This window comes from Alistipes putredinis DSM 17216, from assembly GCF_000154465.1.
In the GTDB taxonomy this organism is placed as follows: domain Bacteria; phylum Bacteroidota; class Bacteroidia; order Bacteroidales; family Rikenellaceae; genus Alistipes; species Alistipes putredinis.
The window spans coordinates 936,349-962,364 of sequence record NZ_DS499577.1; the positions used below are offsets into that span (position 1 = coordinate 936,349).

Below are 26,016 nucleotides of genomic sequence, written 5' to 3' on the forward strand. Positions count from 1 at the left end.
TTTTTTAAATTTTACCGGTCCCACTCGTTCAGGATTTCTCCGCTTATGATATCATATCGTATCCAGTGTCCCGTCTCGCGTCCCTCGGTGTATTCGCCTTGGACTGCGATATCGTCCCGGTCGATTTCTTTCCACGAACCGTGCTTGTAGCCGTTCTTGTACGAGCCGGATTTGTAGGCGTACAGCTTGCCATGTAGGTGGGCCGTGTATTCGTAGGGGCCGTCCAGTTCGCCGTTCTTATAGTGGCTGACGGTTTTGCTGACCCATCTCTCGGTGGTATCCTCGCTGATTTTCCATTGTTTTCCCTCTTTCCGGTCGTCGGTATAGTTTGCCTCGTAGATCTGCTTGCCGCTTTTCGGGTCAAAGCGTTGTTCCTTGCCGTTCCGCTTGCCCTGCCTATATTCCTGAACCATGTCCGGCTTCCCGTCGCTGAACCATGTCCTTACCGTACCGTCTATCTTCCCGTACTGCATGGGTGCTTCCCGTTGCGGTGTCTTTCCGTTCTGATGATAGGAAACGAACAGACCATGCCGTCTGCCGTCGGTATACTTGCCCTTTTCCCGCAGGCTGCCGTTGCGGAAACGCCTGTACTCGCCCTGCATAACCCCTTTGGAAAAATGCACTATTTCCTCATCCTGCCCCCGCAAGATACGGAATTTGCCCGATAGCGGACGTTTTCCGCCCTTCAGATAATGGACGACTGTTCCATGCTGTTCGTCCGTGGTGGTTCGCAAGTCACCGGATTCCACGATCCGCTGTGCGAAGGCAGAACAACACAGCAGCGTGAGAACGATGGCCGCAAGCATTTTTCTTATGTTTCCCTTTGCCTTTCTCATTCGTCCGGATATTCAAGTTTCAATGTCATGCCGTCCAAAGCGATGCCTTCGCTAAGCGTGATGGCAAGTTTCTGTTCTTCGGAGAATCCTATGGTTTCCCCGTCCTGCAAGGTGACATCATCCGACAGGATATAATGCACGATGTCCATTAGGAAATCACGGATGTCACTCAGATCGGCAGGGGCATACACTTCGATTTCCTCTTTCCCGAATTTTCTCAGTCCGTAGGTATAGATGCCGGGGATTCCTTTCTGTGTGCGGTAGATGCCGAACCATACCCAGTCCATGACGGGCAGTTCATCTTCTTGCAGGAGTGCGGCCATATCCCTGTAAAATTCGGGTTGGAACACCATACCGTCGGTATATACCGCTGTAGCGTAGGACTGTTTCAGGCAGGAAGACGTGGCTCTGGTGAACAGTTTGGCTCTCTCCAGCAGGTTGGATTGGTCTCCGGTCACGGATACGAGGATATGTGCCTCGTGTTGTCGTGCCACTTCTGTTGCATCTTTCCACAGGTAGTTGCCCTGTGCATAGTGTTCCGCTTCTCCGTTGGGTACGGGACCGGGCATGATGGCTATTGCCAATGTCATGCCGCTGAACATTCCGACAAGTACGTCACCGTTGTCGTCGTCATCGGTAAGGACGATTCCCCAGTCTTCCTCGAAGTCATGGATGAACTGTTTCTTGTCCCATTGATTTTGTGAAAGCAACACGGACGAGACAAAGCATCCTTTGATATTATCCTTTTCCATATAGTTCTTTCTTTTTGAGTCGTCAATTATTGAAGATTCTTGCGCAAGATAGGTATTTTACCCTGATTCCTTGGTACTTTCATCTGTTAATATACGATAAATGCAGGCCCTGCCTGTGACTTTACAGATAAAGGTTGCGCTCCGTTCAATAGATGCGCACATACTGTACTTCCCCGTCAAGCAGTTCAACATAGCGGTTGTCGGAAAAGCGCAATGTCTCCAGAGTCCTGCCTTCCTTCTTGACTTCCGATTTGTGGTATGGTTCGCCCCATGCGGCGATGACCATTTCCCTCGTCATGCCGGTATCGACCTTGCGGAAGGCAATCAGCTTCCCGTATTTCTCGCCGTACCGTTTTTCCAGCTGGCCGATACGTGCCGTGCTTACAAACTCGTACACCTCGTCACCGCCTATAGGAAATGCTTCCACACGGACACCGTCAGCACCTTCCATCAGCAGAAACGCCCCGTCACTGTTCATCTTCAGGCCGATGTCCACACAACGGTACTCCGCACCTTCAGCCGGGGTGATTACCTGACCGTCCTCGGTCTCGACGGCCTTGGCAAGTGACAGGAATGTCTGTCCGACAAAGCGTTTCAGTTTCTCATAATACCCTATACAGGTCATGCTCAGCGGATACCTGAATGGGTTGTAATACATCTCATCACCGCTTTCTTTTTCACGGAGCAGCAGGCAGCATCCAGCCGACAGGTAGTCTGTCTTTGTCCAGACCTTCACTACCTCGTAATATTTCCCCACCACCTCTTTAGAAGGGGTGGTACTGATGTTGACCGCCTTGTACACCGTTCGGTCATCCCCGGTAAGGAAATTGACCGTATAGAAAGCATCCCAGTAGCCGTTCCTGTCATTTTTTACCCCATGCATGTACAGGGTCTGTCCCGGAAGGGAAGTGAAACTCCGCTTCTCCACGTTCGTCAGGCTGTCATAGGGGTGGGCATTTGTCACCGTGTACTCTTTCAGTCCATCGTTCTTGGGAACGATGTTAAGCTGTGCATGGGCATACATCACCGTGCACAGGAAGAAGGTTATAATTGGAATTGTTTTCATACTCAATCACTTTTTAAGTTTACAGGTGGCATCCGGGAAAGAGCACTCAGCTATTTGCCGGAAATAGAGAACAGGTACAGAGACAGTCCTATCCCGACGGCAAGAATCACTCCCAGCCAGAACCGGAAAGTTTTCGGACCGAGCAGATTCATCCAGAAGTTACCTCCTGTACTACCCGGACGGGAATACGTCCACTTCCAGCCACAGATGACACCGACAAGCCATATCAGAAGCAGGCCCGCCACGACCAGATAGCCGTAGCGGGGTTCCTGCTGTATCAGATTCGGAAAATCCTTTATTTTATCCAACCATTCCATATCTCACCGGTTTATTTTTTCAAGAGCGCCGCAAATTCTTTAAGCTGTGGCAGTCCGTCAAAGAAATCAACGTCAAATTTGGCCGTTGAGCCGTTGGCGAGGGTGATTGTCAGAATACCATTGTCGTAATTGTAGTTTGAACTGGATATTTCCGACAATGTAAAAGAACACATCTCAACATTTCCTTTCACGATGACCGGGTATGTCACCTTATCGCCGTCAACCGTGATGATACAGCTTTTGGCAGCCAACTTGCGGGCCTTATGTATCTTCCGCCAGGCTCTGAACAGCATGTACAGTCCGACAAGGGCAAGGATGATGGCTGTTGGTAACGGTCCGAGGATGCGAAGTGTACCGACTTTTATACCGAAAGGATAAACTACCGGTACTATTATCAGTCCGGCACCGACAAGGATTTCAGTCAGATTGTCCTTGATGGACGATTTGGAAGAATAATTGAATGTAGCCATATTCGGATATTAGTGAAGTTATTCGTTCGGTGATATTATTTTATGAAAAAGTACCAGATAAGCAGAGCCGCGGTGATGATTATGGACAGGACCGTCATGGCCGACCTGTATTTTTCGACAGCAGGCGATTCCTGCGGAGCTTCAAATTCCAGTATCGTAGGTGCTTGGCCTATCGCGCTATTAGGAATAGCCTCTATCTTGAACTCGTTGGGCTGTTTTTCAATGCCGATCAAGGCATAGGCACAATCAAGCTGATTGGCCTTTCTTGGCGAGAATACCGATTTGCTGAACAGGATGACGCCGTCATAATGATCGCTTATTTCCATTACCGAATCCATATCCCGTTGTCCTGTCAGTATATGACGGCCTGTATCAGGATCTACTATGTAATAGTCATAGCCACAGGACTGTACGGAATCATAACGGATTTCACCGATTTCCAGCGTATCCACTTCAGCCTTGATGCTCTGAAGGGTGGCCTCGTCAATTTCAGTCCCTTTCAACGGGCAGGCATACAGGCAATAGCGGCTGTCTTCGTGCATCACGGTTCTGATGGGATAGAGGTTTACTACTTTGCGGTTTTCCAGTTTGAGGTATGTCTTAGACAATTTGCCGATTGCTTTCCCGTTATAACCGGCCGGAACAGCACCTCCTTCAAGAATGGCTGACAGATTTTTAAGTTCGCTCATGTTGTAATTCTTTTTATTCGTTTTCGATTATTGTTGATTATTTGATTCCATTTTCTACAGTGAGACAGAAGTTCACCTCCCTGTACAGTTGTTCCAGCAGATGTTCGTCATCCAGCGACTTCCTGCCGGGACGTAAGAAACCGTCCGGAGTGTCGGATGCGTAGTAGAACATGTTCCCGTTGAAGGAGAGCATCAGGTCACGGCTGAAGGATTTCCGCAGGGCGGTCAGCTTCCGCATCATCGCCGGGGTGAGCACCATGCGGGCTTCCACCTCGTCATCCGCGTACACGGCAAAATGCCTCTCGAACTCCGGGTCTTCCAAATGTACGAATTTTGCCCCGTACTTTTCCTTCATTCCCTGGATTGTTTGCGCCAGGTAGCCGATTTTGTTTTCCAGATGGTCGGGCAGCAGCATCACGTAGCCCCTGAAGGTGCGGTTCAGCTTGCAGCACCCGAACATGCCCCTGAAACTGTGCATCGTGCTCTCTATCCTGACTCCGAATATCGGACGGATAAAATACTGGTACGGCACTTCAAGGAAGTTGAAGGCCGAGAAATCTTTCGAATTGGCTGAAGTCACACCGGCATCCACGACAGTCATCATGTCATTTCCGACGGGAATGTCAAGACGGCCGTAACAGGTCGAACTTACCGAATTGCCCGATGACAATGCCGTTCCGAACAGGCGGCTGTCCGCAAAGACTTTCGGCTGTATGGAACCGGAAGGATTGTACCTTGCTCCCGGGAACAGCAGGTAGATGATGTGGGCCATCGTGTAGGTTTCCCTCTTGTTCAGCGCGGCAAAACATTTCATGAATGCGAAATGAAGTACAAAAAATACGGCAAAGCCTATCATGAGGTATTTTCCCGTGGTGACGGAAGTCTCATAGTCAGTACGGTCCACGAGGAATCCGCCGAAGATACAGAAACCGAACCACACGACGGTACACAGATAGACAATGGAGGTCAGGATGCGGAACACAATCCGGAGCATCCTGATACGGGACATCTCTTTCTTCATGTGAAGGGAAATGCCCTTGAAATCTATATTCTGACTTTCTTCCATGCTTTACTTGAATAATTCTCCCACTTTCACTTCCTTGATCTCACTTTCCGGGAACTCTATCAACTCCTGCTGCTCATGCTTGCGCCAGGATGCGATTATCGACGACGGAAACATTTCAATGTAATTGTTATAATCGGTAGCAGCGGCATTGTAGGTGCGCCGGATTGCCTGCAGCTCATTCTCCATGTCCTCGATCTGGACCTGAAGATGAAGGAACTGCTGGTTCGCCTTCAGCTCCGGGTAGTCTTCCACCGCCACATTCAGTCTTGACAGAAGCGAGGACATTTCCGTACCGCTTTTTATCTGCTCGGACTCTGTAGCGTTCGAAGCCCTTGACCGCAAATCGGCAATGCGGATGAGAATCTCATTCTCGTGCCCCATGTATGCCTTTACGGATGCGACAAGATTGGGGATCAGGTCATTCCTCTGTTTGAGGACCACGCAGATACCACTTCTGCATTGCTTGACCCGGTTCTTCTTTGCAATAAGGCTGTTGTTAGTGAATACTGCCCATAAAATAATTATGAGCAGTACCACGATAATACATATAACGGCTATAATCATATTTTCAGATGGATTTAGACATACAATTCAGCCGGTATGACTCTGATTGTCCCTTCCCAGTAGAAGTGGGGGACGATGCCGTCTGAAGGAAGATAGCCTTGGGGAAGTTCCTTGTAATAAAGGACAAGTTTCCTTACTTCCACATCGGCGCCTTCCACGATTTCACCACTCAGTTTCACGGTTGACCAGCAGTCCTCCTCCTTGGCAAGACTGACTACGCCCTCACATCCGGGAGCTACCGGCTGCCTGCCTTCACACATGTTGCGCAGCTTTTCCATCACTCTCTTCAGCCATTCCATATCGTTCATGTGTCCCTTGTCCAGTGCGTATATGCCAATACCATGGAAAGAGTCGTCCTTGTGCTTCACGCCTTTCCACGCCTCTGCCGGGGCACTGACAATCCCCGCGTAAACGATATATCCTTCCGTGAATTTTCTCAACCACTTGCTTTTGCCCAGCCATGGTGCCTTTCCTGCAAGTTTCTTGAAGAACTCGGTCTCAGAACTGCGTGGCGTCTGCATGTACGGTTTCATCTTGTCAAGCTGTGTCGGGTTCTTGTACAGTTCCCTGTCTCGCTTGGCTTCTTCGGCCTCCTTTGCACGCCGTGCGGCCAGTTTCTCCCTGTATTTACTTACGTCAAGACCTTGTGCTTCCATTTGGTCAAGATCATTCTCTGTCATGGTTTTCTCCCATTCTGTTGCTGCATTTTTGAAAAGTGCCATAATCGTAAAACTTTTAAGATATTGTTGATTCTATTTTTTTTGGATTCTACCATTCGATTGCCTTCCAAGGGGAATCTTCTTTATTGAGAAGCGCTCCCACGACTTCATCCGCAGTCTCGTAGTCATCTGTTTCGCCTCTCCATATTCCGCGTCCCACGGCAAAGCTGTTGCCGTATTCTTCCCATGAACTGAAGGATTCCTTGGCTATGCCGGCAGTGGTTCTGATGGCTTCCCACATTTCGTCTTCATTGATGTAGCCGCAGATGAAAGCCCAACGGGCCATGTTCACGGCACGTACAAGGTCCCATGCCAGCACGGTTTCGGGCAGGTCCGCTTCCGTCGTTTCATTTACTCCCATTACAAATTCAGCTATCGTGAACGCATCGCCGATCTTGCTGTCCTCGTCCGCCTTTTCTTCCTCGGTGATGGCCTCGATTCCACGCTGGCGGATTTCAGCCAAGGCCGGATCCGCACCGGCATGTTGGCCTTCGTTCAGCAGCCATGAGATGGTCTCCAGGGCACTCTTCCTGTCAGTAACTTCCCACCATTCCTCAAGCATTTCCTTAAGGGTGTCCGTGCCTGCTGTACTTTCAAGGGAGTCCACGTTGTCATCGTTGTATAGGAACAGAGGTGCCCCATAAGCCAGAAGTTTGTTCTGTTCAGGTGTCAGGCTGTTGTCGCCCTTGCGGGTGATTTCCCAACCTGCATATACGTCAAAACCGTCCGAGAAATCCGGTAAACCTTCCGGCATGAATCCGGCATTCATTGCCTGCTGCATCATGTTCCCTGCGAACTCGATGTTTTTGCTGTAGGTCTCCATTATCGCCTCGGGATCCTGGGCGGATTCTGCCATCATCTTTGCCTGGTATGCCTGTGCCTCCGCAACTCCCGGGAACATCTCGGCCGAGTCCTGCATCAGCTTTTCATGCATCTTCATCAGGTCGGTGCCTTCAAATCCGGGTACGTTGCCATACAAGGCTTGCGCCTGTTCCAGTGCTGCTTTCATGGCCTGAGCCTGTGCTTCTCTTGCGATTTCCTCGGGTGTCTGAGGTGTCTTCTTGGTTTCTTCTGCCATATCTTTCTAATATTAAATTTGTTAATGAATATCTTACCTGTTTATTCCGCTCCGTTTTCAAGAAGTTTTTCCACGATTTCGTTGAAGCCGCGCTCTCCTGCATAGTACAGGGCGGTGTGCTGGAGGTTGTCTGAGATGCTAACATTCGCGTGAAATTCAAGCAGGACGGACACAAAATCGTTGTGGCCCTCCTTGGCTGCAAGAATAAGCGGGGTTTCCCCGTTGTCATTCTGTGCGTCAACCGCAGCTTTGGCCTTCAGCAGAGCCTCGCCTATAAAGCGGTTACCTGAAATGGCCGCGTAATGTATCGGGGCATTGCCGCTCAGCATAGCTTTGCCGGGATCGGCTCCGGCCCCGAGAAGAAGGTTGACCATGACAAGATTCCCCTGCATACAGGCGAGTATCAGCGGAGTCTCTCCGCCGTCATTCGTCGAGTCAAGCATGGACTTGTCTGACAGGAGCAGCGTGCGGACAATTTCACCCTGTCCGTTATACACGGCCTGATGAAGCGGGGTGTTGCCACGTGCATCCCGGTCATTCCCGCACGAGAGTCGGGCGACCACTTCCCGCAGCCCGTGGGCTGTGGCATAGTCGATGGCCTTGTGGCCGGAGGCATCGGCGACCTCCGTATCGGCTCCCTGATCCATCAGGAAAAGGGCGGCATCTGTACGCTTGTTGTCAAGCAGGCATATCAGCGGGGTTCGTCCTTCATTGTCCGTCACGTTGATGTCGGCCCCCTTCTGGAGCAGCTTCCCGAGGATTTCCTTGTTGCCGCTCCGTGCCGCCGCGTGGAGCGGGCTTTCGGAACGGTTGTTGATACATGACGCGTCGGCATCGTTGTCAAGAAGCAGAGCCACTATGTCCCTGTAGCCTTTCTGACAGGCATAATAAAGAGCAGTGTTTCCTTCCTGATCCCTTTTGTTGATGTCAATTCCTCCCTTTTTCAGGAATATCTGGACAATGCTTTTCTGCCCGTTTCGGCAAGCATTGAGAAATGTCTGGTTGTTGTCCATATATCTTTGTTTAAGAATATTTCAATAATAGTCTTACGAGATTGTCATTGTTGTAGTCTGCCGCCACGTCCATGGCCGTTTTGCCTTCATTGTTTACGGCATTTACGTCAGGCAGCTTGAAGTCCAGCAGGAGTTCAATCGCTTTCTGTGCTATGCTGTCACGGCAACATGCCGCCACATAATGCAGGAGGGTGTTTCCCCGGTTGTCCGTCTTGTTCACGTCAGCTCCGGCTTCGAGAAGCTTTTCGAGGATTTCCGTGGGGTCGTCAGAACCGGCTGACCAGCCGTAAGGCACATATTTTTCGTTCGCCTTATGACCACCGAAGAGAATCATCATGGGAGTTTGGCCGGAAAGATTGGCGGCGTTGGGGTCGGCCTTTCCCTTGAGCAGCCAACCGAATGCCGTTTTACCCAACCTGTAGCCGGTATGGCGGCAGGAAAGGGCAAGTGCCGTGTTGCCTTCCGTATCAACAGGAAGCTCGGGATTCCAGCCTTTTTCCTTCATCAGGTCAAGCAGCCCCTTGTAAACCTCGGTATCCTTGCAGAAATAGTCCTTACTCACCCATACCGAAAAAGCCGTCTCTTCATTCGGGAAACGGTAATTCGGATTCGCTCCGCCGTTCAGAATCATGGCCGGAGCATCCTGTATGCTGTCAAACCAACTGAACGCACAAGCGAGGGGCGACTTGCCTTCAAAGTCATACATATCCTTGTGCTCGCACACCGTCTGCAGGTCTGCACCCGAACGCAGAATGGCATCCAGCGCCTCCATATCCTTCATGTACATAGCCTGGAATATGTCCATGTTGCCGTGCAAGGTCGAAAGTTCGTCAACATTGGGGTCGCTTCCGGAAAGGAAGGCCGCGATCTTCATCGCCTTGTTCTCTATGGCGGCATCCCAGGCTGTCTTTCCACTGTTTGACTTGTCTTCCGGATCGGCCTTGTCTTCTTCAACAAGCCTTCTGGCAAGTCGGTAGGCGACTTCGCCATCATCCTCCAGCCTTGCAATCCTGCTCCTGATTTCCTCTATCTTGTTTTCGGGGTAACTGTATTGTACGGATTCGTCCAGTTCCTTTTTCGCGAACCGGATATCCCTTCTGATGTCGCCTGAAGCGGCACAAAAACCGAAAAGCACGTTCTCGCCGTTAAGGTCGGTTGAGTTGACGCGTGCTCCGGAATTTATGATCGCTTCCGCCATCTTGAAATGACGGTTCCTTACGCACTCGATAAGGGCCGTCGTATTCTTGGCCGAACGCGGTATATTCGCTCCATGTTCCATGAGCATGACAGCTATTTCTTTCAGTTTGTCTTCATCTGCACGGCCGGCACTGGTTCTGCCGAGGATATGAATCGGGGTGGAACCGTTTGCATCCTTCGTGTTGGGTTCGGCATCACGTTCAAGAAGTATCTTGACCCCCTCCGCGTCTCCATACTGGCAGGCAAGATGCAACGGAGAACGGTCTTCGTACTGTTCGTCGCTGTCATCGACGGGCACTTCTCTGAGCGCCTGATGAATTGCATCCTTCGGCTGACTTGTCGAATAAAGTCTGTATATGTCACTGTATTTCATGGTTGTATGTTTTTTATCAGTTCTTCAATGTGTTGATATTTATTGCCCAAACGGGCGTGGATAGTCCGCACCTCCGTGTGCAGGTGCAGTCTGGCCGACACTTTCGCTTTCAGCCTCAACAGTTGTACGGCGGCGAGGTTATCGGGAGCATCCTCCGGCATGGGACAACCGGCAGGGCTTTTTTCGTATTCCCAGCGGAGGACGGCTTCCGGCAGGTTTTCCGGCAGACGTTCCGTTAACGGTGGCAGCAGCCTCTCCGCTTCCAACAGCAGGGAACGGCAGTCATTATACAGAGAAAGGTAGTAGCAGCATAACGCCTTGTTGTAAAGTGTCGGCAGGTCAGACTTTCCTGCCTGCGTGAAACAGGAGAAGGCAAAGGCATATTCGCCACTTACCATATAGGTAATACCTGCGGAGAAAAGTTCTTTTTTCTGGGATTCAGGCATGGTTTGTTTATTTCCATATATTCCAATCATAGATACTTAAACACTAAAAGAGATTTCAGACTGTTATGGGTGGAAACAAAAAACCGACGATATTCGGGCGCAGAGAACGCTCCCCAGTACCGTCGGACCATAAAAATATCCTGCCTTTTTTGAGACAATATGGCAGAGGATGAGTATTTATAGGAACTTTTGTCGTAAGACAAGGATAACCCCGGATAATTGATTCCGGTAATCCATTGTAAATTAAATGTTTTATTATATATTGACGCGCGATAATTGTGTGTGTGTGTGTGTGTGTGTGTGTGTTTACACGAATTTTCCACACTGCCAAATTATCAATACACTTTTTAAGGGAATATGTAAGGTAACTAATGCACACAAGAAAAACGTCCGCTTTATGCGAAGCTTCGCTCAAACAAATATCATTTGTTAAAATCGAGCGACATTTTACAATGTATCCATTGTCATACATATCAGTTTATTAGAGTGAATACTTCTTCAAATACAAAATTAGAAAAATGTTTTGTTCTGCAATGAAATAACCGACACTTTTTTCAGGGAAAAATAAAAATGGCTTTATTATAATTGCCTTGTACCATAGAAAACGGGCAGAGAGCATGCAGTTGCTCATCTGCCCGTCCTGTAGGGAGAACCGTTTCATGCCGCTATCGGATTCACTTTCAATGTAGTCTGAAAGATGAACGCCTCTACTTTCATGTTGATTATGAAACATTGTTGGTGTGCGTGATAAGACTTCATGCCTTATTCAAACCTAAATCCAACGGGCACAAAAACAAGTAAGTAATTATTCAATGTCTTGAGATCATTAAATACCGCAAAGGCAGTAAGGAATATAGCAGATTGGATTATTCTAAAAGGCCAAATTTATATCTTCTTTTGGCGGCATATTACAAGGAACTTGCCACCCGATCAGGGGGGCTCTTGTGGAAACGGAACTAACAAACAAGCAGTAATTTCGTTTCTTGTTCATGGTAAAGACTACGACAACAAATCCGGTAGCGGTATTTACTGTTATTTAGGTCAGCCACGGGTTTCGATACGGGTCATAATCTGTTTGGAAAGTAGCCAGTTGCCAATCGGTAACCGGCTTTTTCGTGTCATCGACTTTACGGGGGATTTGTGGATTAAGTCGCAATTTGGCGGCATCATTAAGCCATTTCATGCTATCCTCGTAATCGCGCATACGGACAACACTGACATTATTCGGGGCAATGAGTTTCGTGAGCTCGTAGATAGCCAATCGAACCATATGCTTCTTGAGGTTGTAGTTTCGTGGATCGTGTAATGATAGGTTTAGACCGACTTGCGGCGTGTCCGCGTTCACATCCGTTTCCGGGTAAAATACCCGTCCGTCATAAACTACATATTCGTGTTCCGACAATTCGTAGGCATTGTATGATGAATCGTAATCGGCTATGGCTCCCCAACAGTCGGACACCATAGGGTCAAGATTGCAATCGAAACAGTCAAGCGTCATCAAAGTATAGAACGCCCCTTCATATTCAACGACTGACCACAGAGGATACTCGACAGGCTGCCATAACGTGACTTCCGTCTCGATCCAACCGCCGACCATCGGGATACGGATATCATCGAACTTGTACCCGTTTTCGGCAAGGCAAATATAGACAACACCGTTGTAGTTTACTTTATCACCCGGATAATAGGTGTTGAACTGGGAATAATTTACAACTTGTCCCGCATCGACGTGGATATCGGAACACTCTTCCCAATAGATTGCCGTTGCCGGCTTGCGATAGCCGCTGACGGAGCGTGTCACCTCATGGATTTGTCCCTCGAAATAGACATGCACACCCACGGGATAGGTAATTCGACGGTCGTATTCGGCGATATATTTTCCTTTTGCAAGTTCCTTTTCAATCTCGTAGTTCTCCGACAAATATTCCACAATGCTCATCTCCGCCGATTCTTCCGCCTGGATGAATCGTGCATCATTGCCCCGCGTGAGTTGTGCTAGTGCTTCCGGAGTAATTATCCCAAGATAGTCGTCATTATTGAGAAACCGTCTGTACATATCCTTGTTCCGTTATTAGTATGAAAATCCTTCCTGAATTACCGATGTGGAGACCACATACCCGTTCCCGTCGCCTCCGCTCTTGAACTTGTACCAGCTGTCGCGCAGGTAGTAACAGAGCAGGTAGTCAAGGCAGTCGGACAAGTGCCCGTACCGTTCATATTTGACACCGGTTTTCGGGTCGGTGGTCTTCTGTTTGCTCTTGGTACCGTCCTCGTTACGAAGCTGGTAAATCAGATCCTGGGTAAGTTTGCGACATTTGATATCGATTTGTATCTCCCAGCCTTCATAGCCCCCGAATACCTCGTTGACGAACTCGCACCGTGTAGCCTGCGGAGGCTGCTTGCGTAACAGCTTTACCTTCGGTCGCAGGATTCCTCTGCCGAAAGTGTCCGTGATGATGGTATAGTTGTTGATGCCGTCCTCGTTGGTGGTGGAGCGTTGTAACCCGGAAGGGTCACCGGTCACATCCACTCCGCCGATATGCTTGTCCCGGTAAAGTTTTAAGCGTACTTTCCGTGCCAACGCAGGTGTGTTGTTCTCCTTTTCCTCCGGCTTGCCGAGTATCTCTTCCAGTATATAGACCTTCCTGTTTTCATAGTCTATTTGTGCGGAGAGCACCGACATTTGGGGGGCAACATTGAAGTCCCACACCGTGATGAGCGGCTTGGTCGGATCGTATGCTTTTTCTTTCAGTCCGGTAACGAGATGCCGGGAGCCGTCGAAACTGTTATAAATCGCCATATCGTTGGCTTCCACGAAATCCCAGTTGCCATAGAGCAGGCGTTCCTTTGTCGCCTGATCCCGGATCTTGTTCAGGGCCGCCTCGTACACCTGACGGAAAGCGATATTCGGGTTGTCAAACACGGAAAAAGGTATATACGCTTCACCCTCGCGGCAGATGACCTTGTCTCCGTTTTCGTCCTGCACGAAGCGGGAACGCACCCAGTTAATCGTCGGATTGGTGGTGAGCAGCATTCTCGGAGTCTTGAATGTCTCATGGGTTCTCCAGCGGAGACGGGAGAACAGCACTTCGACGGCCCGTTCCGAGATTTCCGACACCTCGTCCACCATGGCGATGGTGTATTCCGAAGAGCCGAAACGCTCGAAGTTGGGGTCGCTGGGGATATCCGCCATCTCCTTCATGATGATGACCGAGTCATTCCAGAATGTGAGCGTGCCTTCGAGGTTGTTTATCTTGTAGTTTGTATCCTCTTTCAGTCCCCAATCCTTCAGAATCGACTTGATGGTATTCCATGTCGATTCCTTCAACGACTTGAGTGTCTTACGGGCCACCACCGCACGGATATTCTCGAACCGGATACATGAAGACACCAGCCAAACGCTGCCGATATACGATTTTCCGCCGCCGGCCGCTCCGCCTCCCAGTATCAGCTGCGGCAGGTTCTGCGACTTGCAATGCCTGCATTGGGGCCTGTACTGAGGGTTGCCTTGCTGGTCATAGCCGATAAGGATTTGCTCGATCTCCCCGCCACAATGGGGACAATAGTTCGGTTGCAACAGTTTCCAGAGTTCATACTGCCGTGGGGACGGTTTGAACTCGATGCGCAGGTTTCTGGGTGGTTTGAGCCTGTTGACCGCCATTAGATTTATACAATCTGAATGGTTATGTCCCTTTCGGACTCGAGTATAGCATACAGTTTTTGGAATGTAGTACGGGATTCCAAAACTTTTCCCTTGACCGTATTCTTTCCCACGATGATACAGCCGGCGGAATCGACTTCGGTATTGCCGGAATGGATCAGGATGCCGAGGAAATGCGGCACATCATGCAGATATGGCATTTTCTTCTTGTACCTGGGACTGTACTGAAGAGTGACTTTATAAGTCCCGGCAGGAATGGCAGTCTTGGCATAGACCTTTTCCTTGCAGGTACAGGAACGGCCGCGAGGAGTATCCGGACAGGTTGCCGGAAGTTCCCTCACGGCATCTTCGATGGTATTACAGAAAAATTTGCCGTCGATGGACAGGTCACCTATGGTATAGGTCTGACCTTTGAATTTGCGGTTGAGTGTCAGCTTCATACTTCGATACTATTTGTATCGAAAGAGTAGAGACGGACGCCGGCTAATGTTTATTATATGTGTTTGTAAAAGGAGGATATTTCAGGAAATGATGTATCTTTGTGAACGGATTGACAGTATTTAATCAAGAGTTAATATGACAAAAGCGGATATCGTCAGGGAAATAGCAACGCAGACCGGTCTGGAGAAGCAGGTCGTGTTACAAGTTGTCGAAGGATTCATGGATAGCGTAAAGTCTTCCATGATAAACGGCGAGGAGGTTTATCTTCGCGGCTTCGGCAGTTTCATCATCAAGCACCGTGCGGAAAAGACAGCACGCAACATAAGCAGGAATACCACGGTGATAGTGCCTGCCCACAATATCCCGGCATTCAAGCCGTCAAAAGCCTTTGCAGGAAGGATGAAATCAGACAAATAAGGTGATTATATGCAACAGGAGCGTTATTCAGATGCTCCTGTTACTTTATACAGGGCAACGAGGTTGGCATTGTCCGATTGGAACAGGAAACGGCCGTTGCTTAAAAGGCATTCGTGGATGGTGTTGTCATTAGGATCCGACTCCAATAAAGCCCCCGCCTTGTTTTCATCGATAAGAAGCATTTCTATGCCTTGTACGGTGGCGGCAGTTGCATCAGCAGGAATTTTCAAAAGTTCATCCATCAGATTCATGTCGTTCATAATATCTCCGTATTTGGCTTGAGTCCCGTCAAGCATTCAATGTACCAAGACCAAAAAGCGTGGGACATAACCCGTAGCACCGAGGTTCTGGTAAACCTATCCGCAAACAAGTTAAGCCCACGCAAAAGCATAGGCGAAAACTGTTTGTCCTGCGGATAAGTGAAATTTACCAGATTTCGGTGCATGACAAAAGCTAACGCTTTCCGTATTTTATTATGTTGTTCTGCCAATATGGTTTTTATGCCGCATCTGCAGAAGAACCGGCATTATGTGATAACGACCGGACGTGTAAAGGCTATTTCTTGGATTCTTCCAAGGAAACCTTACGAAACTCTTTCATCAGTTTTTCCAATTCCAACGAAGTCTTGCGGGCACGGGTACCTGCGGCCTTGTTGCCTTTTTCAATCTGAAGTGCCGCATCCGTGGAGAATGTAGCATATACTTCCTGTATCTTTGAAACCAACTCTTTCATATAAATATTATTTAAGTTATTGACTACAAAGGTAGTGAAAATAATCAAGAATAAGAGCGATTCTGTCAATATAATAAATATCACATTGGTAATCAATGACTTTTAACAGCCATTATACCGTATGATTTATCCATCAGAGAAATTGTCAAGGTGTTTACAACTTTATGGATATGTCTGGTCAGAACATTTCTTCCATCTGCCGCTTGATTTCTTCCCGCTTTGTATTCTTGTAGTAATGCTTATAGATGGTCAATGGGCTGTTACCAGCCATCTCTGCAACCACATACGGATTGTTACCGGCATCTACCATCTTCGATATGAAAGAGCCACGGGCGGAATACCATGTGATGTTTTCTTTAATGCGCAGCATCTTGCATGCTTTCGTCAAGGTTTGTGAAAGGCGTGTGGAAATTTGCTTGACACGTGTAGTCTTCTTGGAAGTGGTCGTGTGTTTATGAGTAAAAACAGGAAATACATAATTTCCATAACTTTGCCCACGGTATTTATTCATGATGGCTTTTGCTTTACTGAGTAATTCCGGTTTGGCTGTTTTGGGAAACTTGATACGTTCATAGACGATGCGGTCTTCCTGGACCAAATCCCATGTCAGGTTACATACATCGACATTCGCCATACCTCCGGTATAGTAGCTGAACAGGAACAAATCAAGATGCAACTGCTCTTTTTTCGTAAACAAGGTACGGTCAACATTTGCGATTTTAGCTATGACTGTTTCCGGAACTGCTCTTGAAGTGGTTTCCGGCCAATTAATATCATCACCGAGACAGAGGAAGTTATCCATATTCACCCCGTACATCTCTTTCTTTTCTGCCTGCCTGCATACGGCACGGAGCAACCTTAGTTTGTGTGTAAGTCCGGCCTTGTTGCCATTTCTGATACCTCTTTCTTTAAGCCAAAACGCAAAGTCAAGAAGAAACTCTTCTGTAATATCCGTAAAGAAATAAGAGGAAAAGGCTTTTTCATATTTTTCCTTTGTAAACGCCTGCAGTTCACGCTTGAGATAGACATACCGTTTAGCATTGGTCGTGCTGTCGACAATCTGACCGTTCTTGATGCGTTTCTTGTTTTTGAATGTCTCTTCAAGATAATCGATCATCTGCTGGACACTCTTTACTTTGACCTCGGGTTTGGCCGCCTTGATTTCATCGAAGCAATGTGATAGCTGGACGGGCGACCAGTTCCTGCCTTCCATCTCCCAGGTATCGGCGACATGCAGATATTTGGTTCGCAAATCGAAAAGCAGTTTGTTCTTGGTAGTGGCCTCCGCACTCCCTACACGGAAACTCTGAGACTTGACATCCCAGTCTTTTAATAGCCCTGTGATGTTTATAACCTTCGGCACACGGGCGTAACCGGTCTTGAAGAAAATTATCTCCAGCTTGACCATCTTGGTGTCTTTCGGGTTCTGCTTACCCCTGATGTTAATCGTGTACATAGACTGATAACGAGTTAGTTAATGACTTATTATTAATTCGCATTAGTAGGAATCAATTGGTATTAATTAACCTACATAGAAACCTACATGAAAAGAGTAGTTTCCTTAGCGAAATAATGTTTATACGGATAAATCCGTACTTGTGTCATTTACTAACTCGTTATCAATCAACTATTTTTCCTAATCACAAAAGTTGTGTCCGAAAAAAGGGTGTGCCGAAAAGATACTCTCTTTTTTAGTAGATGTTGTATTCCGGATTCTTTAAGCAGGATATCAGTTGCCCGGTTTGAGATTTTTGTCGTAATCCCAGAAGAATTTTGCCTGTATAGGGGTGTTGTGGACCACTTTCAACTTGCCGCTATTCAGGCTGTGGATTACTTTTCTATCTTCTTCCGTCAACTTGAAATCAAATTGTATAAGAATAAAGCAATGAATTTTAACCTATTTCAGAGCAGGGATTCAAGGCGTTTCTTCTCGAGAGTCTCGGTCCTTCCGGAATTGAAATATATTTTCATCTGTCGATTGCGGGACGGAGTAGTCCCGGCTGTTATTTTGCTGTCTGAATAAATACGCCCTTTTCCTGTTCTGCAGGGACAGAAAAAGGGCGCAGGAATAAAGGTTTATCCCTTGATCATAATAAGCAGCATCTTGAATGCCTTCACGGCATGTACCGAATGGGGTACGTTTGCCGGCATGATGAGCATCTGACCCTCCGTAAGACGATAAACGTCCTCTGCGATGTGAATTTCCGCCTCCCCGTCCAGTATCTGACATACGGCATCGAAAGGCGCGGTATGCTCGCTCAGTTGCTGTCCCTCGTCGAACGAGAAAAGCGTGAGGTTACCCGCCCGGTTATGGATGAACTCTTGACTTACGATACTGCCTTCGGCATACTCGATTTTTTCTTTGGGCGAAAACGGCCCTTTCATCAATTCCAATTTTTTCATCTCGATACATTAAATGTAATAAATCACAAAATAATAAATCCCTGCCAAAATGAACGCGACCGCAACGATCAGGTTCAACCATTTCTGGAACTGGTTTACCCGGTTGTAGAATCGCCCCAGGCTCGACATGCCGAAGGCTACGATCCAGGCGATGAGCACCACCAGAATTCCCGAGGCCACGGCGAATACAACCGGATAGAGGTAGCCTCCCGGCTCCAGCGCCGCCATCGGCAACAGCATACCGAAATAAAATACGCCGCTGATGGGACAAAAGGCCAGCGCGAACAGCAGCCCCAGCACGAACGCTCCGAAACTGCCCCGCAGACGCTTGCTGCTCTCCGAAGCTCGGAAACCGAACTTGCCGAAAGGGAACTTACTGCCCAGCAGCAGGAATACCCCATAGACGATCAGCGTCGGAGCGAGAATGTACCCGCCATAGTCGCTGACGAGGCTCTGAACAAAAAACGTGCTGGCCCCTTTCTTCAAAACGGGAATACAGATCAGTCCCAGCACCGTATAGGATACGATGCGCCCCAGAGTATAGAACAGTCCGTTTGCGAACACACGCCTGCCGCCGCTCATATCCCGGCCGATGTATCCGAGGACCATGACGTTGGTCGTGAAAGTACAGGGACTCACCGATGTCAGTATACCCAGCAGGAACGCCGTGAGAACCGGCAGATTGCAATTATCGAGTAAAGAATTTACGAATTGCTCCATCGCACGGGCTTATTCTTTCAACAGCTTCCCGATATCTTCGGCCAACTGCTTGCGGAACTTTTCGGTATTCGTCCGTGCATTTTCGATGGCGAACTTGGAAATGTTACGGACCGTTTCCTTATCACCGGCATCGTGACGGATCAGCAACAGCGAAGTCCAGGCTATCTCATATTTCTTGGCTTCGTCCTTGCCTTCGGGTTTCGAAAAATCCACGACCCGGTAAGAGACGTTCTTCCCGTCGGCGGCAAGTTCCTCCGCCACCTCCTGCGAATTTTTCTTGATAGCCTGACAGGTCTGGCACTGTTTCACTCCATGGAACACGACGACCTCTACGGCCGGTTTGTCGTGCTTCGCCTCGTTTTGAGCCCGGACAACTCCGTTGCCGAACATGAGGGCTGCCAGAAGAGGCAGCATGATTTTTACGGTTTTCATTTTTCGTCTTCTTTTAATTGGTTATCGATACTTTTTCAATATTTCCTTGATTTCGTCCACCGACAGGTCGCGGCCGAAGGATACGGCCTTTTCGTCGATGATGAGCGCCGGCATCTGCAGCACCTCGTACTGCAATGCCTTCGTGATGTCGTGAATGAACTCCACCTCCAGATCCAACCCCAGTTCGTCGACTGCGATCCGGGCGTTGTCGTACATCTGGCTGCATGAAGAGCATCCTCCTCCCAATACTTTTATTTCCATTTCTTCCGTGTTTATGTGTATGAATTGAATTTGATTGTTTTCTGTTAAAAAACGGTGAACAGCGACACCCGGAACCAGACCGAGTCGTGCCGGTCCGGCGTCCGGCTGATCGTATGCTGCGACGTCGATGGTACGGCCTGCTCGTAGCGGGAAAGATCGTAGACGGCCTCCGGAATACGGTTGCCCCGTCCGCAAAGCATCTGCCCCCGCAGACCGAACGTTCCGAACCGGAAATGCCTTGCCACGGTCAGTTCCGCCGTATACAGCTCCGCCGTATTGGCATAGTAGGCATAAGTCGTGAACGCATGCTGGAATTCCGTGTTTTTTTCCAGGTCGACTCCGACCTCATAGCGGCTCTCGGGAACTGTCCGGTGGCTCCAGCAACCGCGCAACTCCACATCGAACTTCTCCCCGGAATACCGGGCTCCGATTCCGAGGGAGGGGGTCAGCAACACGTTGCGGATCAGGTAATCGTGGTCCTTGTAGGTCTCCTCGCGCATCATATAGCCGACGCCTCCGAGCAGCGACACGGTATAGTGCCGTCCCAGAAAACGGGAAACCTTGAGTTCCGCACTTCCGTCCAGACGCTTCATTCCATAGCGGTTCTGTTCTCCGATCTTGCGGAAATCGTACACGTCCACACCGTCCTGAGACGACGAAATATAACGTTCGAAGATATTTTCCGTTCCCTTTTTATCCTCATAAGCGGCCTTCACCAAAAATTCCGCTCCCCACCGACGGTCATTCCACAATATGCCCAGATCGGCATCGAAAGTATTGGCCGGAGCCCGGTAGAGATTCACCTTATAATTGTTCTCTTCCGTCTTCATCGTTTCACGGCCGTATCCCAGCAACAGATTCAGGCGCAACGCCCGCGAAGGGTCGGAATTGAACGTCAGATTCACGCCGTAAGCGTTGATATGCTGCCGTTGTTCCATGGAATTGAAAATCGGGCTGAAAATGTAGTCGAACATACCGAACCCGTATTCGATGAAGAAACCGGCGAACTGTCCGGTCCGGAAGTGTTTGACATCCGCATGCTGGCGATGGTGCATGAATTCCGCGTTCAGGGCTATGACATGGCGGCGGAATGCATAGGCGGCACCGGCCTTGAACGTAAGCCACGTGGAGATATCCTCTATACGGGGATCGTTCTGGCGGAATGCGAAATCGCCCGTATATTCCCCCGACATGCCCAGATCGAACCGCCCGAGCCGGAACGAGTACCCGCACATCAGATCGTACTTTTCATAACGGAAGTCGCCGCCCGTCGAATCGGCAACAATGTAAGGCCAGTACAGTCCGGGATTGCGCAGTGCGCTCCAACCGACGTTGTCGTTTCCTCCTGCCGTAAATCCGATCCGGGCGAAGAACGTCGCCCGGTCGCCCTGCTTGTATCCGTCCGCCCGGACAGAAAAATCGCGGAACTCCTGCCCCTCGTAAGGCAGATAATCCCCTTCCTGTCGTCCGGAAGCCCCGTCCGCAGCGATGAAGATCGTACCGGGCTTCTCTCTGACGAACCCGGGATTTTCGGCCGAAAAGTAGCGCCGCTCGCCGACCATGCGGTGTATCAGGGCCGGATTTCTCAGATAAGCGTCCCGCATGTCCGTCCCGGGCCGCAACGAACGGTTCTCGAACTCGGTCTGCAACGGGGAATTCGACGCCGTCGAGGTCAGCCTCTCCTGCCCCCTGACGGAAGGAACGCTACACAGGCTGCATAGGAGCGCAGCGACGATTCCCGGTGTGAAATATGTGTGTCTTAAAGGCATCCTCAGTGTATATTAAAAACTGAATGTCATCTCGGCCCCGAAGAACGATTTCTGCCATACGCGCACGTTCTGGTTGTAGCGGTTCTTATACAGGGGATTGATGTCCAGAATATTGTTCACGAAAAACGAGGCGCGTATCATCCGGCTGAACTCTTTGGTCACCTTGAAATTAACCGTCAGCGATACGGGCAGCGTTTCGCTGAAATCCTCCTTATAGATATGATAGTGCCGCCACACCGTATGTCCGTCCTTAATCGACTGCAGTATCCGGTCGTCCACGGTATGCATCCGACCGTCCGTATCGAAATAGGCGGAAGGGTATTCATCTCCGTTGATACGCATCTCTTCATTCAGCCAGATGAACTGGAAGAAGGTAGTGAAAATCATTTTATAGCGCGGAATATTCGTGTTGAACCAAAGGTTCGTATTGAAAATCCGCTGGCGGGTGATATCCTGACGCCGGTAAATTCCCACGTACGGTTGCGGACGGTCGTCGTCCCTGAAGGCAGGATGGTACTGCAACGGAGCGCCCGAAGAGTAACGCGTATCATAATATGCGCCGTTGATCTCCACCGTCGTGGACAGAGGGATGATTTTCGGGAAGCGCAGCAGGTACTCCAGACCTTTTTTCTCGACCTTCATGCTGTTGCGTACGATGTCCATATCCACGAACGTGGCATACGGGTCCGCCACATAATCCTCCTTTTCCGGCCGGCGGCCGACGATCGGCTGTCCGTCGATCGGATCGACATAGCGTGTGTAACGTACGGGAGAATACTCGGCGACGCTTTCGAATCCCCGGTCGGAGTGCTCCTTGAAAAAAGTCAGGGACAGGGAGTAGCCTTCGTATTCCACATCCCATCCCGCTTCGTATTTCGTATTCCGGTTCGGACGCAGGCTATTGTTCGTGACATCGTAGATTTTCGTATAGGTGATCAGATGGTTGAACGGATCGTCCTGCTTGGTATAAGCGTTCAACACGATCATATCTTTGTAGACCCTGTCCGGGTAGATGTAATCGAGCGTAGGCAGCTTGTTCTCCTGTCCGAACCCGAAGCGGAACATATTGCGTAACGATTTGCCGCCGGCAAGATCGATATTGAACGACAACGCCGCATTGATACGGGGTTCGACCTGCAACTTTCTCAATTCGGTATATTTCGTGTCTAAATTGAACATCTGCGTAAACCGGACCCCGGCGTTCAGCTCGAAATCGAACCAGCGGTTCGAATGCTTCAGTTGTTCTTCCGCATAGGCTGCGCCGACCGACAGTGCGGGAATGCTTCGGTTGGGCACCGGACGCACGTATTCGTTGTTCCCCGGATAGGGCGGCCGGGTCATGTCGACCATAACGCCCTCCCCATAGTTCTTGGTCCGCTTCCATGAAAGACCGTATATCACCTTGTGGCGGAAAGAACGCGTCTCGAAAAGAGATTCGGCATTCAGTTGCGTAAGCAGCGACAACGGCTTGTTCTCGATCTGGAAGGGACTGTAATAGGTAGAAGGAAGGTATATGCCCTCCGATTCGCCCTCCTCTGTCGCCAGCGGGGACGGAAGCGGCGTCCCGGTCTGCACGAGGCGATTGCGGTCTATCAGGTCGTAGGTATAGTCCGCCGAAGCGATGAACTCGACATTATCGACGATCTTCCCCAGATCGTACATTTGCGCCTTGAATGAAGCGCCGGTCCTCGAATACTTGTTTCGGAACGACTCGTTGTAATCCTGCGTCAGCTCGTCCTCCTTAGCCTGGTTCAGCGTATAGACCTCGGACAGTTTGAAAAAGAGGAATAGCGTCTTGTCCCCCACATCGACGGAATTGTTATAGGTGACCTGGCCCGTCAGGCGGCTGTATTTGCTCATAGGGTCGCGGCGGTCGTCGTAAACCGAAGTATAGTCGATTCCGGTATGCAGATAACCCATCTTCGGCGAAATGCGGAACCCCTTGCCCAGATAGATCAGCTTGGTAAGCGGATCGACCTTCATGCGAAGCTGTGCGGGAGTAATGCCTATCTTCGAGGTCGTCTGAATGACGCCCGACGAGAGGTTTCCCAGTTTGGCCGAGGAAATGCCCTTGACGATCTCTATTTTGCGGATATGGTCGGTCGAAAGCGTTTTCAGATCGATGCCCCTGTTCATGCCGAGCCGGTCGCTGTATTCGTCGGTAGACAACCCCGGGATAGAAGCCCGAAAGCCGTCGTTATCCTGAGGGATGCCGTCCATGACGACTGCCATACCCAGCGACGTATTGTCGTCGCTGCCCGACTGACGCAGCGATATGCGGTTGAAACCGGTGGCACTCGACTCCCGGAACAATCCGCCCGGGATCAACGACAGCACGTCGGCTACCGACGTGGGCTGGATATGCTCCAACGCCTGTTGGTTGATGACGGCCGTAGAGCCTTGGTTTTTCTTATAATCCGCCATGACGACCACCTCCGCGAGCTCGTACGATTGTTCTTCGAGTACGATCACCAAGGGTTCCGGGCTACCGGCCTTCACCTTGACCTCCTTGTCGACATGGTTCAGGTACGAAACATTCAACGTATATTCCGTTCCCTTCGTTCCCGTAAACCGAAACTTTCCCTCGAGGTCCGTCGAGACTCCCGTTCCGAGTTCGGCGATGAACATCGTGGCGAAACTCAGCGGCTTGCCGTCCGAGTCCCGGACGACACCCTCCACAGTGGCTTTATCCGTCTGCGCGAAGAGTGCGGAGCATAGACCCGATATAAAAAAGGCTATGAATATCAGTTTCTTCATTTATCCCCTCGTCATTCCATTCCGGTCTCCGTATACGGACCTGCCCCGTTATCTGGGACCGGAATTACAGAATTGTCAGAACACCCCCGGGAGTTTCCCGGACGAGCCCTGACAAATCCATTCTCCGGTGATTATTCGTTTCTCCAGCCTTCCGGGTAACCCTTGAAGTCGCTGCGGTGTTCGATCTTCACATCCACGCTCGAATCGTTGGTATCCTGGAACTTCCCGTCGGTACCTTTCACGCGGTACATGAACGTGTTGTGGTGACAGCCTTCGATCGTAGCCTGGACATAGCTTTTGTCGACGGTCACAGGCAGCGACTTGGAAGTGTAATTACCCCAGTAAGGAGTGGTTGCAGAGGTCGTTTCGATGGCATCCACGATCAGGTTCGTAGGAACCTTGTAACCCTGATATTCCTGAATGGCGGCATCCTTTTTCGGACGGTCGTTGTAGGTAAACCCGTTCTGGCTCTTGAACGAACTCCACTCGATACCGCTGGCGTCGAACAGGAACAGCGGACGGATACCATAAGGATGCATCCATGCCGTGACGCCGCCCGGCATGCTGTTGGCGACTTTCGTCAGGTTGGGAACTTTCGGATTGTCCACGGCCGAACCGGACATGGCTGCGTCGTTATCGGCGAGTTCGAAATCGGCACCCGAAAGGTCGACCGGAATGCCGGTGTCTTTCTCCGGATTGGGCGTGTAGCTTTCCGTGTGGTTCTGCGCCTGCGAAGCGATGACGTAAACTTCGCCCGGTGCGAGTGTATAATTCTGTCCGGCCGGTATCTGGTAAATATTGGCAGCCACCACGTAATCCGGCAGAAGCGAGGTCAGGTCCGAGCATGGCAGCGTATTCATATTCGAAGCCTGTGCGAGTGCCAGTCCGCTGACGTTGATCTCACGGTCCGAATTGTTCGCAATGACGATATACTGGTCGGGGTGCATCATCGTGCCGCCGTAGGTGCCGCCGTTATAGAACAGCTCGGAAAGAACGATGCCGTCCATATTGCCCGTATAGTGTACCGAGAGGTTCTCCACGTCGACGCTTACCGTGGTACTCTGGCCGTATTGCGCCATACCCGTCGTACCGAAATATTCCTTGCCGTTCTCCTTGCCGCGGATCTCGATTCCGTAACTGCCGATATCGAGGTTGAATGTCGCGGAACCGGAGGCATCCAGAGATTCCGTCATGGTCTTCCCGTCACGCTCCGAGGATACGGTTACGGTGAACTGAGAATAGTCCGAAACCTTGTCCTCCGTAGTCGGAGCAACAGCCTGAACTTTCAGGTCGATCTTCCCTGACGGTCCGTCATCATCCTTGCTGCAAGAGGCGAAGGCCAGCAGGGTTGCGGCCACCGTCATTAGTTTGATTGTAAAATGTTTCATATTTTAACGATTATATTTGAAAAGGTTAAACGGTCGGAAAATAAGATTAGGTGTTTTTTTATTCGACTGCAAATTTACAGCAATCCCCCCCCCTCGCAATCCCCACATTTTGGTATTTTGGATTGAGATTATAATCCATAAATGGTATCCGAAGACAGTGCTGTCAGAGGAATGTGCGGGAAAGAGATATGCGAAATATTATTCGAAGTGTCCGATCTGTATTTTCTCTATTCTCCCGAAGGGCCGGATAGGGTAAAGGAAGTCGTTTCGATATATAATATCGGAAGGAAGAACGGTAAAACGGAATGCCATCGTCTAACCGGGGAGAGTGCTCATTTTATCCCTATACTGCAAATCCGGCAGAATCATGAACTGTCAGTTGCGCCATATCCCGTATTCGGGGCGTAAAAGCAAACATTTCCTGCGGATCTCTGAAATTACGTTCCGGC

Annotated in this window: 27 protein-coding genes; 1 reads left to right on the forward strand and 26 read right to left on the reverse strand. The window is 49.7% G+C overall.

The features are described 5' to 3' along the window. Positions 1-11 precede the first annotated feature (11 nt). The 16 genes from ALIPUT_RS04440 to ALIPUT_RS04520 all read right to left on the reverse strand — a co-directional run bounded on the left by ALIPUT_RS04440 (position 12) and on the right by ALIPUT_RS04520 (position 14,687). Entirely contained in the window at positions 12-836 is an 825-nt protein-coding gene (locus tag ALIPUT_RS04440; protein ID WP_004328539.1) for a toxin-antitoxin system YwqK family antitoxin, read from the reverse strand. Beyond that, positions 833-1,588 carry a DUF4261 domain-containing protein gene (locus ALIPUT_RS04445; protein WP_004328540.1) on the reverse strand — a complete coding sequence of 252 codons (756 nt, stop codon included), beginning with the start codon at positions 1,586-1,588 and terminating at the stop codon, positions 833-835. The genes ALIPUT_RS04440 and ALIPUT_RS04445 overlap by 4 nt, the downstream gene beginning before the upstream one ends. Before the next feature lie 145 nt (positions 1,589-1,733). Further along, entirely contained in the window at positions 1,734-2,654 is a 921-nt protein-coding gene (locus tag ALIPUT_RS04450) for a hypothetical protein (RefSeq protein ID WP_004328541.1), read from the reverse strand. Between the two features lie 50 nt (positions 2,655-2,704). Then, a complete protein-coding gene (locus ALIPUT_RS04455) occupies positions 2,705-2,971 on the reverse strand; it encodes an immunity 17 family protein (RefSeq protein ID WP_004328542.1) in 267 nt (88 codons plus the stop codon). Between the two features lie 11 nt (positions 2,972-2,982). Next, positions 2,983-3,441, reverse strand: coding sequence for a hypothetical protein (locus ALIPUT_RS04460; protein WP_004328543.1), 459 nt, complete (start codon positions 3,439-3,441; stop codon positions 2,983-2,985). A gap of 35 nt (positions 3,442-3,476) precedes the next feature. After that, positions 3,477-4,130 carry a hypothetical protein gene (locus tag ALIPUT_RS04465; protein ID WP_004328544.1) on the reverse strand — a complete coding sequence of 218 codons (654 nt, stop codon included), beginning with the start codon at positions 4,128-4,130 and terminating at the stop codon, positions 3,477-3,479. Between the two features lie 37 nt (positions 4,131-4,167). Continuing rightward, on the reverse strand, positions 4,168-5,196 hold the full coding sequence (locus tag ALIPUT_RS04470) for a DUF3137 domain-containing protein (protein WP_004328545.1): 1,029 nt from the start codon (positions 5,194-5,196) through the stop codon (positions 4,168-4,170). A 3-nt stretch (positions 5,197-5,199) separates the two neighbouring features. Next, entirely contained in the window at positions 5,200-5,760 is a 561-nt protein-coding gene (locus tag ALIPUT_RS04475; protein WP_004328546.1) for a LemA family protein, read from the reverse strand. Positions 5,761-5,774: 14 nt separating this feature from the next. After that, positions 5,775-6,482 carry a hypothetical protein gene (locus tag ALIPUT_RS04480; protein WP_004328547.1) on the reverse strand — a complete coding sequence of 236 codons (708 nt, stop codon included), beginning with the start codon at positions 6,480-6,482 and terminating at the stop codon, positions 5,775-5,777. Positions 6,483-6,528: 46 nt separating this feature from the next. Beyond that, on the reverse strand, positions 6,529-7,557 hold the full coding sequence (locus tag ALIPUT_RS04485) for a DUF1266 domain-containing protein (protein WP_004328548.1): 1,029 nt from the start codon (positions 7,555-7,557) through the stop codon (positions 6,529-6,531). Positions 7,558-7,598: 41 nt separating this feature from the next. Then, a complete protein-coding gene (locus tag ALIPUT_RS04490; protein ID WP_004328549.1) occupies positions 7,599-8,570 on the reverse strand; it encodes an ankyrin repeat domain-containing protein in 972 nt (323 codons plus the stop codon). Between the two features lie 10 nt (positions 8,571-8,580). Continuing rightward, positions 8,581-10,140 (reverse strand): ankyrin repeat domain-containing protein, encoded by a 1,560-nt coding sequence (locus ALIPUT_RS04495; RefSeq protein WP_004328550.1) that lies wholly within the window; start codon positions 10,138-10,140, stop codon positions 8,581-8,583. Beyond that, a complete protein-coding gene (locus ALIPUT_RS04500) occupies positions 10,137-10,586 on the reverse strand; it encodes a hypothetical protein (RefSeq protein ID WP_040293443.1) in 450 nt (149 codons plus the stop codon). The genes ALIPUT_RS04495 and ALIPUT_RS04500 overlap by 4 nt, the downstream gene beginning before the upstream one ends. A 1,036-nt stretch (positions 10,587-11,622) precedes the next feature. Further along, complete coding sequence (locus ALIPUT_RS04510; protein WP_004328553.1) at positions 11,623-12,642, reverse strand: hypothetical protein; 1,020 nt, start codon at positions 12,640-12,642, stop codon at positions 11,623-11,625. 15 nt (positions 12,643-12,657) lie between these two features. After that, positions 12,658-14,247: a phage terminase large subunit gene (locus ALIPUT_RS04515; protein WP_004303996.1), complete on the reverse strand. Its 1,590-nt coding sequence runs from the start codon at positions 14,245-14,247 to the stop codon at positions 12,658-12,660. Between the two features lie 5 nt (positions 14,248-14,252). Beyond that, on the reverse strand, positions 14,253-14,687 hold the full coding sequence (locus ALIPUT_RS04520; RefSeq protein WP_004293512.1) for a DUF5675 family protein: 435 nt from the start codon (positions 14,685-14,687) through the stop codon (positions 14,253-14,255). 136 nt (positions 14,688-14,823) lie between these two features. On the opposite strand from ALIPUT_RS04520, the gene ALIPUT_RS04525 reads away from it, so the two are divergent. Further along, positions 14,824-15,105 (forward strand): HU family DNA-binding protein, encoded by a 282-nt coding sequence (locus ALIPUT_RS04525; RefSeq protein ID WP_004293511.1) that lies wholly within the window; start codon positions 14,824-14,826, stop codon positions 15,103-15,105. A 23-nt stretch (positions 15,106-15,128) separates the two neighbouring features. Here ALIPUT_RS04525 and ALIPUT_RS04530 read toward each other — a convergent pair whose 3' ends face one another. From ALIPUT_RS04530 to ALIPUT_RS04585, 10 genes are all read right to left on the reverse strand, one after another. Continuing rightward, complete coding sequence (locus tag ALIPUT_RS04530; RefSeq protein WP_008860755.1) at positions 15,129-15,365, reverse strand: hypothetical protein; 237 nt, start codon at positions 15,363-15,365, stop codon at positions 15,129-15,131. A gap of 295 nt (positions 15,366-15,660) precedes the next feature. Next, on the reverse strand, positions 15,661-15,837 hold the full coding sequence (locus ALIPUT_RS04540) for a histone H1 (RefSeq protein ID WP_004293509.1): 177 nt from the start codon (positions 15,835-15,837) through the stop codon (positions 15,661-15,663). A 178-nt stretch (positions 15,838-16,015) separates the two neighbouring features. After that, positions 16,016-17,293, reverse strand: a complete 1,278-nt coding sequence (locus ALIPUT_RS04545; RefSeq protein WP_004293508.1) for a phage integrase SAM-like domain-containing protein — start codon at positions 17,291-17,293, stop codon at positions 16,016-16,018. Positions 17,294-17,913: 620 nt separating this feature from the next. After that, entirely contained in the window at positions 17,914-18,240 is a 327-nt protein-coding gene (locus tag ALIPUT_RS04555; RefSeq protein WP_004328558.1) for a cupin domain-containing protein, read from the reverse strand. A gap of 9 nt (positions 18,241-18,249) precedes the next feature. Next, the gene (locus tag ALIPUT_RS04560; protein WP_004328559.1) at positions 18,250-18,960 is read right to left on the reverse strand and encodes an aromatic aminobenezylarsenical efflux permease ArsG family transporter; all 711 of its coding nucleotides are present in this window, start codon (positions 18,958-18,960) and stop codon (positions 18,250-18,252) included. Between the two features lie 9 nt (positions 18,961-18,969). Beyond that, the gene (locus ALIPUT_RS04565) at positions 18,970-19,392 is read right to left on the reverse strand and encodes a nitrophenyl compound nitroreductase subunit ArsF family protein (RefSeq protein ID WP_004328560.1); all 423 of its coding nucleotides are present in this window, start codon (positions 19,390-19,392) and stop codon (positions 18,970-18,972) included. A gap of 21 nt (positions 19,393-19,413) precedes the next feature. Continuing rightward, entirely contained in the window at positions 19,414-19,653 is a 240-nt protein-coding gene (locus ALIPUT_RS04570; protein WP_081443362.1) for an MTH895/ArsE family thioredoxin-like protein, read from the reverse strand. A gap of 44 nt (positions 19,654-19,697) precedes the next feature. Next, entirely contained in the window at positions 19,698-21,422 is a 1,725-nt protein-coding gene (locus ALIPUT_RS04575) for a DUF6850 family outer membrane beta-barrel protein (RefSeq protein WP_004328562.1), read from the reverse strand. 12 nt (positions 21,423-21,434) lie between these two features. After that, a complete protein-coding gene (locus ALIPUT_RS04580; protein WP_004328563.1) occupies positions 21,435-24,179 on the reverse strand; it encodes a TonB-dependent receptor in 2,745 nt (914 codons plus the stop codon). Positions 24,180-24,310: 131 nt separating this feature from the next. Next, positions 24,311-25,567 (reverse strand): DUF4876 domain-containing protein, encoded by a 1,257-nt coding sequence (locus tag ALIPUT_RS04585; RefSeq protein WP_004328564.1) that lies wholly within the window; start codon positions 25,565-25,567, stop codon positions 24,311-24,313. Positions 25,568-26,016: the final 449 nt, after the last annotated feature.